Raw genomic sequence first — 13,669 nt, 5'->3', positions numbered from 1 at the left:
CCGCACCATGCACCTGACCGTCAACGGCGAACACCGCGCCTTCCCCAGCGACACCGCTTCCTTCACCGTGGCCGCCCTGGTCGACCAGCTCGGCCTCACGGGCAAGCGCATCGCCGTCGAGCGCAACGGCGAAATCGTGCCCCGCGGGCGCCACGGCGAAACGGCCCTGGCCGAGGGCGATCAGATCGAGATTGTCGTCGCCGTGGGCGGCGGCTGAGTCGCCCCACCGCGCCGCCGTCCCCTCCCCTTTTCCCGTCTTTACTGCCTCACCGACCCCATGGACCAACTGACCATCGCCGGCAAAACCTATGGCTCGCGCCTTCTGGTTGGCACCGGCAAGTACCAGGATTTCGCCGAGACCGGCGCGGCCATCGCCGCCTCCGGCGCCGAGATCGTCACCGTCGCCATCCGCCGCAGCAACATCGGCCAGGACCCCAGCCAACCCAACCTGCTCGACGCCATCCCGCCCTCGCGCTACACCATCCTGCCCAACACCGCCGGCTGCTACACCGCCGACGACGCGGTGCGCACCCTGCGCCTGGCCCGGGAACTGCTCGACGGCCACAGCCTGGTCAAGCTCGAAGTGCTGGGCGACCCGACCAACCTGTTCCCCAACATGCCGGAAACCCTGAAAGCCGCCGAAGCGCTGGTCAAAGACGGTTTCGACGTGATGGTCTACTGCGCCGACGACCCGATCCAGGCCAAGATGCTGGAGGAGATCGGCTGTTGCGCGATCATGCCCCTGGCCTCGCTGATCGGCTCGGGCATGGGCATCCTCAACCCCTGGAACCTGCGCCTGATCATCGACAACGCCAAGGTGCCGGTGCTGGTAGATGCCGGCGTCGGTACCGCCTCGGACGCCGCCATCGCCATGGAACTGGGCTGCGACGGCGTGCTGATGAACACCGCCATCGCCCACGCGCAAAACCCGGTGCTGATGGCCAGCGCCATGAAGAAGGCGGTGGAGGCCGGGCGCGAGGCCTACCTGGCCGGGCGCATGCCGCGCAAGTTCTACAGCGCCGACCCGAGCTCCCCCACCGAGGGGCTGATCGGCCGCCGCGCCTGACCGCTCCCGCTCCGTACTGCCACAGCAGCCCCCGACCACTCCCGCCTCCCCTCCCCATGCGCCTGCGCCCCGTACTGCTCGCCCTGGCAGGGTGTTTCACCCTGCTGCTGACCGCTGCGTCCCACGCCGAGGAAGCGCTGGCCGCAGACACCACCGCGGCCGCACCGCTGACGGCACCCGCTGCTCCGGCAACGGAAGCCCCGTTGCCTGCGGCGGCCGGCGCCTCCGTCCCGGACGAAGCGGCCGCCGACACGCCGCGTCTGAAGGTGGTGGACCCGAGCCGCCTCGGCTACGCCTTCGAACACCCGCGGGTCCTGGCCCAGCAGCAGCTCTTCGGCATCGCCCACGCCACCGCCCAGTTGGCCGCCCTGTGCGAAGTTGCGGTGGAGGACGACGACGTCCGGGAAGCGGCGCGGGATGCCTACGCCGCCTGGCTCGAACGCAACGCCGCGCCGGTGCACGAGGCCACCGCCAGCCTCGCCCGGTACTACTTCGGCGGCAACGCCCACCTGGCGGGCAGCGACGACCTCGCCGCCGCCCTGCGCCTGCCGCTGCGCCTGACACTAGGCGACGCCGAACTGGCGGCGGCCTGCGCCACCCTGCCCCAGGCCCTGGCCGGCACCCGCTACGATCTGGCCGCCAACCTGGAACGGGCGCGCACCTTCACTCTGGCCGAAGCCGCCGAAACCCTGAGCGCCGCGGTCGACGTCTGCCGTCCCGCGCTGCTCGACGAGGCGCGGCACGACCTGGATGCGGCCTACACCCGCTGGCAGGAGCGCCACCACGATGCAGCCCGGGAGGCCCTGGCCGCCCTCGGCGCCGACCTGGCGGCCGAAGCCCCCGCCAGCGACGGTGAAACGCCCCCCCCGGAGGACGCCCTGGCCCCGTGGCGCAGCGAGATCCAGCGCCGCGCCAAGCAGTACACCCGCCAGCCAACCTTCTGCGAGCGCCTCGCCAGCCAGGTGGACAGCCCCCGCTTCGACCTGTCCCAGCTGTTCGCCGACCACCCCCTTTAAGCCTTATTAAGCCTTTCCGAGTTTTTGCCCCATGACCACGGCCCCCGATTCCCTGCCCAACGCCTCCGACGACCAGGACGACGACTTCCCCAAGCGCCGCTCGATCCGCAGCTTCGTGCTGCGCCAGGGGCGCATGTCCAAGGCCCAGGAGCGCCACTACGAGCAGGACATGCCGCGCCTGGGCGTGCCCTACACCGCCGCCCCCCTCGATCTGGCCGCCCTGTTCGGGCGTCGCGCCCCGGTGGTGCTGGAAATCGGCTTCGGCATGGGCGACTCCACCGCCACCATCGCCGCCGCCCATCCGGAAATCGACTACCTGGGGGTGGAAGTCCACCAGCCCGGCGTCGGCAGCCTGCTCAAGCACATCGCCGATCGCCAGCTCAGCAACGTACGCATCTGCCAGCACGACGCCGTGGAAGTGCTGCAGAACATGATTCCCGAAGGCGCCCTGGCCGGGGTGCACATCTTCTTTCCCGACCCCTGGCACAAGAAGCGCCACCACAAGCGCCGCCTCATCCAGGGCCCCCTGGTGGCCCTGATCGCCAGCCGCCTCGCCCCCGGCGGCTACCTGCACTGCGCCACCGACTGGGAGGAATACGCCCAGCAGATGCTGGAGGTGCTGTCCGCCGAGCCGGCTCTGGCCAACACCGCCGCCCCAGACAGCGACGGCTACGCGCCGCGCCCCGAGTACCGCCCCCTGACCAAGTTCGAAAACCGGGGCCTGAGGCTCGGCCACGGCGTGTGGGACCTGGTGTTCCGCAAGGGGTGACCTTCTAACCTTTCGCCCATGAAAAAACCCCGCCATAGCGGGGTTTTTTCATGGGCAGCGCTTTGAAAGCGGCCCTTTTTGTCTCACTTTATGTCGTCCAGGGAAGACTTCACACTGCCGGCCAACTCCCCCAACCCGCGATTAATAATCTCTTGCCATGCCAATTCACTCGCCCCCTCGCGCACGTTAGTAACTTCAATGGCCAGCGTTTTTCCCTCCCGGAACGCGGGTAGCGGAGCCTCAAGCCTGATCTCGGCACGCGAACTTATCTTAACCATGGATATATAAGTCCGGAGATTCCTGGTGTACCAGGCCCAAAACTGGAGGACGCGCACCTTCACAGGCACAGCCTGTTCATATCCGGCATCTCCTGGCACCAACACACGATAACCAGACTCTCGAAAGCCTTCGGCTACAGCATTACCCACCAGACTGGCCGTAGTCATGTTTGGCGGCAGTAGGACGCCTCCTGCCGTATTCCCATTGGCATTGCGCTTCCGGCCAATAATACGTGCCTTGTAACCTTCATCTCCCGATTCGCTTTGATCCAATGTTGGAGTAGCTAGGTCACCAGACGCATTTAGAAAAACCCGGGCATCAACCACCTGGTCAATGCGCACCGCCGTGCCTTGAACCGGGTTGGCACTAGCCGTAACACTCGGCCCGACCACCAATGGGGATGTGGCACAACCAGTAAGGGCAGCGATTACGATCACTGCCAACGGCAAAAGCAATCTCAACGAACGCACGATTTCCCCTTGTTTGGATAGAGAGAATTCAACGCATGCCGGCACCGCGAAAATGCCTAAAGCATGAATTTAATTATCCTATCTTTCATACTCCGTCGGGGAGGCGAATGCTCTTTCAGACCAGCAGAAACGCCGCCATGGCCACCAGGGTCGGCGGCAGGGCGGCGAGGAACAGGCCGAGGGGATGGACCGCGCTTTCCGGGAAGCAGCCCTTGAGGATCGACAAGCCCGCCGGATTGGGGGCGTTGGCGATCACGGTCAGGCCGCCGCCGCTGACCGCCCCGGCCACCACGGCGTACTTGAATTCCGGCGACAGGCCGTCCACCAGGGAGGCCAGGTAGGTCAGGGCGGCGTTGTCGGTGACAGCGGTGAGGGCCGTGGCGCCGAAGTACACCGAGGTGGCGTCCATGCGCATCAGGAGCGGCTGCAGCCACCACTGCTGCAGGCCGCCGAGGATCACCAGGCCAGCCAGGAAGCAGGCCACCAGTAGGGCTTCCTTGAGCATCAGTCGATCCTGGTAGACCGGATAGGCAAAGACCACACCGAGGAAGAGCAGCAGCAAGCCCATGAACACCGGCGGATGGTGGGCGAACACCACCACCCCGGCCAGTAGCAGCAGGTGCAGCAGCATCACCGCCAGGGGCACCCGGGAGCGGCCGTCGTCGCGGGTCGTCCCCGGAGCCGCGCCGAGGCGGGCCAGCTCGGCACGAAAGAGCAGGGTCAGGACCAGGGCATTGACCGCCACCGCGAGACCGGCGCGCAGGCCGAATTCCTTCAACATGTAGGTCAGATCCCAGCCCCAGGCCCCGGCCACCATCAGCACCGGCGGGGCCGCGTAGGGGGTCAGGGTGCCGCCGATGGAGACGTTGACGAACAGGACGCCGACGGTGGCGTAGAGGAAGCGGGTGGAGACGCCGGGACGGAAGAAGCGGTCGCGCAGCAGGAGGGCGGCCAGGGTCATGGCCGCCGGCTCGGTGATGAGGGAGCCGAGCAGGGGAATCAGGCACAGGGCGGTGAAGTAGAGGGCGGCGGTGGCCGGCAGGGGCAGCAGCCGGGCGAAACCCAGGGACAGGAGGCGGGCGGCGCTGAGGATCGGCCGGCTGCCGGCCACCACCATGATGGCGAAGACGAACAGGGGCTCGGTGTAGTTGCGCGAATCCAGGTAGTCGGTCATCGCCCCCTTGCCGTGCAGGGCGAACAGGGCCACGGCCAGGACCAGGGCCCACAGGCCGAAGACGATCTCGACTTCGCCGAGCAGGTGCCACAGGCCGGCGTGGCGCGGGTGGCGGTGGGCGAGTTGCTCGAAGTAACCGGTGGAAAAGGTGTGCACCAGGGCCAGAACGAACAGGACCGTGGCGATGATCTGCAGGGTGGTGGGGGATCCGGACATGGCGGCTCCAGCGACGGCTGCGGAAGAATGGCCTGCAACTATGCCGCCATTCTCGCCGGAGCGCTGTAACGGGCTGTTCCCGGGGAGCCTCGAAACGAGACAGTACGGGCCTTCCGGCCGGATGCCGCCCACTGCTCCGGCGGGGAGCCCCCGGTCAGCCCTCCGCCTGGCGGCGGCGCAGCAGTTCGGCCAGGGGGCCGGGCAGGGCCGCCAGCAGGCGGTCGCGCCAGGCGTCCTGGTGGCGCTGCCAGACCAACCCCAGGGCGATGATGCCCAGGCCGAGCAGGGTCAGGGCGAAGGGGAAAAGCAGACTGTCGCGGAATACCCGGTGGGCCAGGTAGCCAAGGTAGAAAGCCAGGCCCAGGCCGCCGAACACGACGTAGGCGCGGCGCACCAGCAGCGTGCCGACGATGATCAGGCCCAGGTTGATCATGGCGTAGGCAAAGCGCCCCCACTCGCTGCCGCTGTCCAGGCTGGACAGCCCGCCCCAGAAGGCCAGCAGCCCGGCCAGGTGCAGCCAGAAGGCGAAGTCCTCGCCGGGCCGGGAAAAGCGGCTGCGCAGATCCACCCAGAAGGCCAGCCCCAGGGTGAGCAGGCCAAAGACCAGCGAGAACTGCTCGCGAAAGCGCCAGCTGTCGGCCCAGGCCAGTCCGGCCAGATTCGGGCTGGCGAGCAGCAGGGCCGCCAGGTCCATGCTCATGTACCAGAGGGTCACCGCCACCGGCATCACCATGAAGGGCAGGCGCAGCCGTTGCAGCAGGCCGGCGCCGACGGCCAGGGTGACCACCTCCAGGACCAGCCAGACCGGGTCGATGCGCGCGTGGTACTGGGGATAGCTGCGACCGAGGAAATCGAAGCCCAGGGCGAGCAGCAGGCCGTAGGTGGCCAGGGGCACCAGCACCACCACCAGGGTGGCCAGGATGCCCGCCGGTACGCGCAACCCCCGGCCGAGGAAGTGGGTCGCCACCCGGTAGGCGGCCACCGCATATAGCGCCGCAATCAGGGCCATGCCCGCCCCGCCCAGCTGGGCGAAGCCGACGGTGAGGAACAGGCTGGCGGCGCCGATGGCGAGCATGCCCCCCAGGTAGTAGAGGATGTGGGCGGCCTTGAAGCGCGCACCCGCGGACTCGCCGTTCCCAGCGGGGCTGGAGGGACTGGCAGAAGACAGCCGGGGGGCAAGGAATGCGGCCAGGGGGCCCACCTGCTGGCGGGCAAGCAGGCCGGCAGCGGCAGCGGCATCGAGGAGCGGCGTCAGGTCGGCCGCCGGGATGGTGGGAATGGCGTCCCGAGCAGGGGGCGGAGTCCCCACGTCGGCGGCATTGTCAGCATTGTCGGCAGTGGCCGCGCTAAGGGCGACGGCAGCGGTATCGCGATCGGTCGGGACCATGGCGCACTCGATGACTATGGAATGGCGCCACCCTACCACCGCGGCTGGTCTCGCAACACCCCGGCGCTGCCGGACGCCCAGCGGGGCAAACGGCGGCGGGGCCGCGTCGCCCCCTCAGGGCAAAAAGCGCTGCAGCAGGGTGTTGAGGAAGCGCCGCCCCCGGGGGGTCGGGGCGATCCATTCCACCTGGCCCTCGCCGGCCGGGCGGAAGTCGCGCAGCAACAGGCCGTCGGCCTGGGCCGCCTCTAGCTGGCGGGCGATGGTCAGCAGCGGCAGGCCGGTGCGCTCCTGGAACAGGCGGGCGTCGAAGCCGTCGTTGAGGCGCAGGGCGTTCATCAGGAACTCGAAGGGCAGTTCTTCCGCCGCCACCCACTCGCCGCTCTGCACCGCCTCGCCGAGCGGCGCCTTGGCCAGGTAATCCCGGGGGCTCTTCCAGCGCATCTGGCGGCGGATGCCCTCGTGGCTGGAGAGCTTGCCGTGGGCGCCGGCACCGATGCCCAGGTAGTCGCCGAAAGTCCAGTAGTTGAGGTTGTGCTGGCAGCGGTAGCCGGGTTTGGCGAAGGCTGAAGTCTCGTAATGCTCGAAGCCCGCGGCGGCCAGGCGGGCCTCGACGGCCTCCTGCATGTCGGCGGCCACCTCGTCGTCGGGCAGGTCCGGCGGCGGGGTGTGGCCGAAGGCGGTGTTCGGCTCCAGGGTCAGGTGGTAGGCCGACAGGTGGGGCGGGGCGAAGGACAGGGCCGTTTCCAGGTCGGCCCGGGCCTCGTCCAGGGACTGGCCGGGCAGGCCGTACATCAGGTCCAGGTTGAAGCGCTCGAAGTGGCGGGCGGCCAGTTCGATGGCGGCCCGGGCCTCGTTGTCGTCGTGGATGCGCCCCAAGGCCTTGAGGTGGCGCGGGTTGAAGCTCTGGATGCCCAGGGACAGCCGCGTCACCCCGGCATCCGCGAAGGCGGCGAACTTGCCGGCCTCGGCGGTGCCCGGGTTGGCCTCCAGGGTGATCTCGGCCCCCGGGGTCAGCGGCAGGCGCGCCCGCACCGCGCCGAGCAGGCGCTCCAGGGCGGCACCGGAGAGCAGGCTGGGGGTGCCGCCGCCGATGAAGATGGTGCCCATCGGCCGCCCCCACACCAGGGGCAGGGCCGCTTCCAGGTCGGCGATCAGGGCATCCACATAGGCGTCTTCGGGAATCGCGCCGACGCCGCCCCGGGGCTCGTGGGAGTTGAAGTCGCAGTAGGGGCACTTGCGCACGCACCAGGGCACGTGGATGTACAGCGACAGGGGCGGCGGGGCGACCAAGCCGGAGGCGGCAGGGCCGGAAGCTGAAGTGGCACCTCCCCGGGAAGCCGCGCCATTGCTGGCGCTCAGGGGAATGACCTTGGGAAGCGGCATGACTACTCGATCTACAGAGGGGCTGCCTGGAGAACGCCTATTGGCGCGGCCCTCCAGGCCATGCCCCGGTTCTTACAACGGCTGGCGCTTGAGCTTGTCGAGCAGCAGCGCCATGGCCTGGCCGCGGTGGGACAGGCGGTTCTTGGTCTCGGCATCCAGTTCGGCGACGCTCTTGCCCAGTTCGGGGATGAAGAAATAGGGATCGTAGCCGAAGCCGCCCTCGCCGCGGGGCGCGTCGAGCAGTTCGCCGTGCCACTCGCCCTCGGCGATGAGGGGCTGGGGGTCGGCATCGTGGCGCACCAGCACCAGCACGCTGACGTAGTGGCCGCGCCGGTCGCTTTGCCCGGCCAGGTCGGCGAGCAGTTGGGCGTTGTTGCGGGCGTCCGACTTTTCGCCGCCGGCGCGCAGCTGGGCGTAGCGGGCCGACTGGACGCCGGGGGCGCCGCCCAGGGCGGCGACGCACAGGCCGGAATCGTCGGCGATGGCCGGCAGGCCGGTCAGCCGGGCGGCGTGGCGGGCCTTGGCCAGGGCGTTCTCGACGAAGGTGTCGAAGGGCTCCTCGGCCTCGGGCACGCCCAGGGCGCCCTGGGCCACCAGCTCGATGCCCAGGGGCGTCAGCAGGGCCGACATTTCCTTCATCTTCTTGGCATTGTTGGAAGCGAGCACCAGGCGCATGTCGGTCCCCTTACTTGTCGGTGCCGACGCTGGCGATCGTTTCCCGCTGCACCGCCACCAGGGCGGCGATGCCGGCTTCGGCCAGATCGAGCAGGGTGTTCATCTCGGCCCGGGTGAAGGGCTCGCCCTCGGCGGTGCCCTGGACTTCGACCAGGCCCTTGCCGCCGGTCATGATCACGTTCATGTCGGTGTCGCAGGCCGAATCTTCCGGATAGTCCAGGTCGAGCACCGGGGTGCCGGCGACGATGCCCACCGAGATGGCGGCGACGTGGTCCTTGACCGGGTTGGTGGCGATCTTGCCGGCCTGCTTCAACTTTTCGCAGGCTTCCCAGAGCGCCACCCAGGCGCCGGTGATGGCGGCGCAGCGGGTGCCGCCGTCGGCTTGCAGCACGTCGCAGTCGAGGGTGATCTGGCGCTCGCCCAGGGCGGCCAGGTCGGTAACGGCGCGCAGGGAGCGGCCGATCAGGCGCTGGATTTCCTGGGTGCGGCCGGTCTGCTTGCCCTTGGCCGCCTCCCGGGGGGAACGGGTGTGGGTGGAGCGGGGCAGCATGCCGTACTCGGCGGTGACCCAGCCCTGGCCCTTGCCGCGCAGGAAGGGCGGCACGTTCTCCTCGACGCTGGCGGTGCACAGCACCCGGGTGTCGCCCATCTCGATCAGCACCGAACCTTCGGCGTGGCGGGTGAAGGCGCGGGTGAGGCGCACGGGGCGGAGTTGGTCGGGCTGACGCTGGCTGGGACGCATGGAATTCCTTTCGGCAAAGCGGAGCGGGGCGCGCCGGTGGAAACGGCGCGCCCCGATGAAGATGCGATTTTACGGCTTGGAGTACTTGTCGATGGCGGCGCGGATCTCGGCGATGGCCCGCTCGATCTCGTCGTCGGAAAGATCGGCCTTGGCGGCCTGCTGGCTGCGCCCAAGGGGGCCGACCTGGCCCATCTGGGTATTGACCTCATCCCGGGCCATGGCCTGGGTCTGCACCGAACTGGACGGGTCCTCGCTGTAGCTGTCCTCCCAGCGCACGGCGACCAGGGACAGGTTGTCGCAGTGGGGGCCACCGCGCTGTTCGGCCATGTTGAGCAGGACCGGCACGGCCTGCATCAGGTTGGCGTCGCCGAGCAGAGCGGCCATGGTCTCGCCGGAAATGCCCCCCCACACCCCATCGGTGCACAGCACCAACAGGTCGCCGGCCTCCATGGGGGTCTTGCGCGAGAACTCGATCTCCGGGGCATCGAAGCCCCCCAGGCAGGTGTAGATCTTGTTGCGGTCCGGGTGGGTGGCCGCCTGGGCGGCGTTGATCAGCCCGTCGTCGAGCAGCTGCTGCACCCGGGAATGGTCCCGGGTCACCGACGCCACCCGGCCGCGACGCAGGTGGTAGAGGCGCGAATCGCCGGCGTGGGCCCAGTAGGCGATGTTGTCCTGAATGATGCAGGCGACGCAGGTGGTGCGCGGCGAATCGGACAGGGCGTGGGCCACCGAGTAATCGATGATCGCCTCGTGGGCGTTGTTGAAACCGCGCTGCAGAAACAGGAAGGGATCGGCGATCGCGGGCTTGGCCTCGCGCTGGAACACGTCCATCAGGTACTGCACCGCCAGCTGGGCGGCGACCTCGCCATGGTGGTGGCCGCCCATGCCGTCGGCGACGACCATCAGCAGGGCGTCGCGGGAATAGCTATAGGCGATCCGGTCCTCGTTATTGGGCCGTTTACCGGGCCGACTTTCCTGGTAGATGGTGAATTTCATCGTGGCGTGTTCTTGCGGAAGCGGTCCATCAGCTGGGACAGCCAGGAGGAGCGCTTGGTCGTGAGCTGGGCCGGGTCGGGCGCTTCGGTCAGGGCCTTTTGCAGGGCGAAGCAGCTTTGCGGCCGGTAAAGGTGGTTGAGGCACAGGCACCAGTCGATGGTTTCCAGCAACTGGTCGGAAAACTGGCCTTCGAAACGGGCCATGGCCGGTACCAGGTAGTCCTTCTTCAGCCGCTCGTCGGCGGCCTGGGGGGCGTTGCCGGCCAGGCAGGCGTACATCGAGGCGCCTACCGAGTAGATGTCGCTCCAGGGACCGAGCAGTTCCCGGTTCTGGTAATGCTCCGGCGAGGCGAAGCCCGGGGTGTACATGGGCTTGAGCATCGGCGTGTCGCTGGCCAGGGTCTGGCGCGCCGCACCGAAGTCGATCAACACCGGGGTGTTGTCGGTACGCAGGTAGACGTTGGACGGTTTCAGGTCCAGGTGCAGCAGCTTGTGGGTATGCACCTCGCGCAGGCCGTTCAACAGACGCACGAACACCCCGCGGATGAACTTCTCGCTGAGCTTGCCCTTGTGCTTGTGGATCACTTCCTGGAGGGTGCGCCCCTCCTCGTAGGCCATCACCATGTACACCGTGTCGTTGGCGCGGAAGAAGTTGAGCACCCGCACCACGTTCGGGTGGGACAGCTTGGCCAGAGCCCGGCCTTCCTCGAAGAAGCACTTCATGCCGTAACGGAAGGCCGGCAGGTGCTCGCTGGTGACGTTGGGCCGGGTATCCCCCTCGCCGCGCAGGGCCAGGCTGGCCGGCAGGTATTCCTTGATCGCCACCTGGCGCCCCTCCTCGTCCGTCGCCAGATAGACGATGGAAAAGCCGCCCACAGACAGCTGCCGCTCGATGCGGTAACCCTCGAACGTAAAGCCGGGGGTAAGGGCGACGTTGGCTTGTTGGGCCATTCAGGAAGGGGCTATGATGGAAAAAGTGGGGAAAATCGGGGGATTCGGCATTCCCGCTGGCATTTTCGGGTATCCGGTCTTTTTTGTGCTGGATTCTTGGCGGGCCGCATCCGCCGCATGAAAGCGCGGCCCCAATCGCTTGGGAAACCGGCCCGCGCCAGCGGTAGCAGGAGGCGCCTACCATCTGGCATTCTCCGGGGGTAAACGGGGCGTGTAAAGGCATCTCCGGCTGCTCCGGCCGCATGAGCCTGCCCGACGGCCTCCCCGGTTCGCATCACCCCATGGTTTTTGCCGCATTCGCCAGCATTCCCGGCCCTTTTTCCTTTTTTTGAGTCAATTCCATGATCGCCAGCATGACGGGCTACAGCGCCCGCATTCGTGACATCGGCCGGGGTGCGCTGCACCTGGAGCTGAAAAGCGTCAACAGCCGCTTCCTCGACCTGTTCTTCCGCCTCGGCGACGACATGCGCGGCTTCGAGCCCCTGCTGCGCGAGCGCATCGCCGCCCGGGCCAGCCGCGGCAAGCTCGAATGCCGGCTGTACTTCGTCCCCGCCGCCACGGTTTCCGCCCAGGAGCCCAATAGCGAGGCGATCGCCCGCCTGGTGCGCTGGCAGAGCCTGGTCCAGTCTCACTCCCCCGACGCCCCGCCCCTGACCACCGGCGAGATCCTGCGCTGGCCCGGGGTGTTCGCCGAGGAGAGCCTGGACGGCGAGGCCCTGGCCGCCGCCGTCAGCGCCCTGATCGACGAGGCCCTGGACGACTTCACCGCCAGCCGCCGCCGTGAGGGCGAAAAACTCGCCGCCATGATCCGCGAGCGCACCGCCCGCATTCGCGAGATCGTCGCCCTGGTCGAACCGGAAATGCCCGCCGCCCAGGCCGCCTTGGAGGAAAAGCTGCGCCAGCGCCTGGTCGACGCCCTGGGCGACGAGGGCCGGGTGGACGACGACCGCATCCGCCAGGAAATCGTCCTCTACGCCACCAAGGTGGACGTGGCCGAAGAGCTCTCGCGCCTGCGCACCCACGCCGACGAAGTGGATCGCATCCTCAAGGCCGGCGGCGCCAGCGGCAAACGTCTCGACTTCCTGATGCAGGAACTCAACCGGGAAGCCAACACCCTGGGCTCCAAGGCCGCCACCCCAGTGGTGACCAGCACCAGCATGGAACTGAAACTGCTCATCGAACAGATCCGCGAGCAGGTCCAGAACCTCGAATAAACCGGCCCAGACCGGTCCCCACCCCAACTAGGAGGAGTCTTCCATGCCCCACCCCCTGCTTGCCGTCCTGCAGCGCCTGATCCTGCCCCTGCTTGCCGCCCTGGCCTGGACCGCCACCCCTGCCGCCCTGGCCGGCCCCGACGACGCTTCCCGCTTCGACGGCAGCCCCCTGGGGGCGCAGAAGGCGGTGTATCACTTCAACTATGAAAAGCCGGAAGACCTGCTGCAGGGGCTCGGCTACCTGCACAACCATCTGCGCGGCCTGAAGGAATTCGGCGACCTGAAGAAGTCGCACCTGGTGATCGTCGCCCACGGCAACGAGCTACACATGCTGTCGCGCCTCAACCGGGCGGCCTACCCGGACATCTACGACAAGCTCAAGGAACTGACCGACCAGGGCGTGACCCTCCGCATCTGCCGCAATGCCGCCGCCGCCCGGGGCTACAAGCCGGGCGACTTCTACGACCTGGCCACCGTAGTGCCCGCCGCCATGACCGATCTGGCCAAGTGGCAACAGGCCGGCTACACCTACATTTCCGGCGACGTGATCAAGCGCAGCACGCGCAAGGAATTCCTGGAAAAACACCCGGAAATCCTCGATTGATCCTCCCGGCCACCTCTTCTCTGGAGAACCCTGCAGCCATGAACGGCTCCGCCTCGACCCCCGGCACCCTGTTCGTCGTCGCCGCCCCTTCCGGGGCCGGCAAGACCACCCTGACCCGCCTGCTGCTGGAGAACGATCCCGGCATCCACCTGTCGATCTCTTACACCACCCGGGCACCCCGGCCGGGCGAGGAGAACGGCAAGGCCTACCACTTCGTCGACGTGCCGACCTTCCAGGCCATGATCGAACGCAAGGAGTTTCTCGAATGGGCCGAGGTGCACGGCAACTACTACGGCACGTCGCGCGTGTGGATCGAGCAGGAAATCGCTGCGGGGCGCGACGTGTTGCTGGAAATCGACTGGCAGGGCGCCCAGCAGGTGCGCCGCCTCTTTCCGGGCTGCGTCGGCATCTTCATCCTGCCACCGTCCACGGCCGAGTTGGCGCGGCGGCTGACCGGCCGGGGCACGGATTCGAGCGAAGTGATCGCTCGCCGCCTGGCCGCTGCCCGGGACGAGATGCGCCATGTAGGAGAGTTTGACTATGTTATTATTAACAATGAGTTGCAGGTGGCTTTTGCCGACCTGGCCGCGGTGGTTCGCGCTGCCCGGCTGACCAACGGCCGCCAGGTCGCCCGCCACGGCGACCTGTTCGCCAGCCTGCTGGAAAGTTGAGCAAACTCGATTTTTTCGACTTTTCGCCGCTTTTACCTTCTTTTTTCCCAATTTCTC

The 13,669-nt window shown here is 67.9% G+C and carries 15 protein-coding genes; 7 read left to right on the top strand and 8 right to left on the bottom strand.

Annotated features, from left to right (window positions below):
* Window positions 1–7 precede the first annotated feature (7 nt).
* Genes thiS through trmB form a run of 4 tightly spaced genes read left to right on the top strand, consistent with a single transcriptional unit; the run spans window position 8 to window position 2,851 of the window.
* Window positions 8–217 carry a sulfur carrier protein ThiS gene (thiS, locus tag OTERR_RS01305; protein ID WP_149424612.1) on the top strand — a complete coding sequence of 70 codons (210 nt, stop codon included), beginning with the start codon at window positions 8–10 and terminating at the stop codon, window positions 215–217.
* A gap of 60 nt (window positions 218–277) precedes the next feature.
* A complete protein-coding gene (locus OTERR_RS01300) occupies window positions 278–1,066 on the top strand; it encodes a thiazole synthase (RefSeq protein ID WP_054619663.1) in 789 nt (262 codons plus the stop codon).
* Between the two features lie 56 nt (window positions 1,067–1,122).
* Window positions 1,123–2,082 (top strand): hypothetical protein, encoded by a 960-nt coding sequence (locus OTERR_RS01295; protein WP_149424611.1) that lies wholly within the window; start codon window positions 1,123–1,125, stop codon window positions 2,080–2,082.
* A gap of 31 nt (window positions 2,083–2,113) precedes the next feature.
* The gene (gene trmB / locus OTERR_RS01290) at window positions 2,114–2,851 is read left to right on the top strand and encodes a tRNA (guanosine(46)-N7)-methyltransferase TrmB (RefSeq protein WP_149424610.1); all 738 of its coding nucleotides are present in this window, start codon (window positions 2,114–2,116) and stop codon (window positions 2,849–2,851) included.
* Window positions 2,852–2,934: 83 nt separating this feature from the next.
* On the opposite strand, the gene OTERR_RS01285 is transcribed toward trmB, so the two are convergent.
* The 8 genes from OTERR_RS01285 to OTERR_RS01250 all read right to left on the bottom strand — a co-directional run bounded on the left by OTERR_RS01285 (window position 2,935) and on the right by OTERR_RS01250 (window position 11,123).
* A complete protein-coding gene (locus OTERR_RS01285) occupies window positions 2,935–3,471 on the bottom strand; it encodes a hypothetical protein (protein WP_149424609.1) in 537 nt (178 codons plus the stop codon).
* 244 nt (window positions 3,472–3,715) lie between these two features.
* Window positions 3,716–4,990, bottom strand: a complete 1,275-nt coding sequence (locus tag OTERR_RS01280) for a putative Na+/H+ antiporter (protein WP_149424608.1) — start codon at window positions 4,988–4,990, stop codon at window positions 3,716–3,718.
* 154 nt (window positions 4,991–5,144) lie between these two features.
* Entirely contained in the window at window positions 5,145–6,377 is a 1,233-nt protein-coding gene (locus tag OTERR_RS01275; protein WP_223115977.1) for a hypothetical protein, read from the bottom strand.
* Between the two features lie 114 nt (window positions 6,378–6,491).
* Window positions 6,492–7,760, bottom strand: a complete 1,269-nt coding sequence (hemW, locus tag OTERR_RS01270; RefSeq protein WP_149424607.1) for a radical SAM family heme chaperone HemW — start codon at window positions 7,758–7,760, stop codon at window positions 6,492–6,494.
* A gap of 72 nt (window positions 7,761–7,832) precedes the next feature.
* Window positions 7,833–8,435: an RdgB/HAM1 family non-canonical purine NTP pyrophosphatase gene (gene rdgB / locus OTERR_RS01265; protein ID WP_149424606.1), complete on the bottom strand. Its 603-nt coding sequence runs from the start codon at window positions 8,433–8,435 to the stop codon at window positions 7,833–7,835.
* A 10-nt stretch (window positions 8,436–8,445) separates the two neighbouring features.
* Entirely contained in the window at window positions 8,446–9,177 is a 732-nt protein-coding gene (gene rph, locus OTERR_RS01260) for a ribonuclease PH (protein ID WP_149424605.1), read from the bottom strand.
* Window positions 9,178–9,246: 69 nt separating this feature from the next.
* Complete coding sequence (locus tag OTERR_RS01255; RefSeq protein ID WP_054619669.1) at window positions 9,247–10,173, bottom strand: PP2C family protein-serine/threonine phosphatase; 927 nt, start codon at window positions 10,171–10,173, stop codon at window positions 9,247–9,249.
* Window positions 10,170–11,123, bottom strand: coding sequence for a serine/threonine protein kinase (locus OTERR_RS01250; RefSeq protein ID WP_054619670.1), 954 nt, complete (start codon window positions 11,121–11,123; stop codon window positions 10,170–10,172). Before OTERR_RS01250 ends, OTERR_RS01255 begins: the two co-directional genes overlap by 4 nt.
* A 341-nt stretch (window positions 11,124–11,464) precedes the next feature.
* Between OTERR_RS01250 and OTERR_RS01245 the strand changes: the two genes are divergently transcribed.
* Genes OTERR_RS01245 through gmk form a run of 3 tightly spaced genes read left to right on the top strand, consistent with a single transcriptional unit; the run spans window position 11,465 to window position 13,612 of the window.
* Window positions 11,465–12,337, top strand: a complete 873-nt coding sequence (locus tag OTERR_RS01245) for a YicC/YloC family endoribonuclease (protein WP_054619671.1) — start codon at window positions 11,465–11,467, stop codon at window positions 12,335–12,337.
* 43 nt (window positions 12,338–12,380) lie between these two features.
* The gene (locus OTERR_RS01240; protein WP_246154253.1) at window positions 12,381–12,941 is read left to right on the top strand and encodes a DsrE family protein; all 561 of its coding nucleotides are present in this window, start codon (window positions 12,381–12,383) and stop codon (window positions 12,939–12,941) included.
* Window positions 12,942–12,979: 38 nt separating this feature from the next.
* Entirely contained in the window at window positions 12,980–13,612 is a 633-nt protein-coding gene (gmk, locus tag OTERR_RS01235) for a guanylate kinase (RefSeq protein WP_054619673.1), read from the top strand.
* Window positions 13,613–13,669: the final 57 nt, after the last annotated feature.

Origin of the sequence: Oryzomicrobium terrae (genome assembly GCF_008274805.1) — a bacterium.
Classification (GTDB): Bacteria; Pseudomonadota; Gammaproteobacteria; order Burkholderiales; family Rhodocyclaceae; genus Oryzomicrobium; species Oryzomicrobium terrae.
Note: the sequence above shows the minus strand (reverse complement) of the source record. Positions and strands in the feature narration are given on the sequence as shown.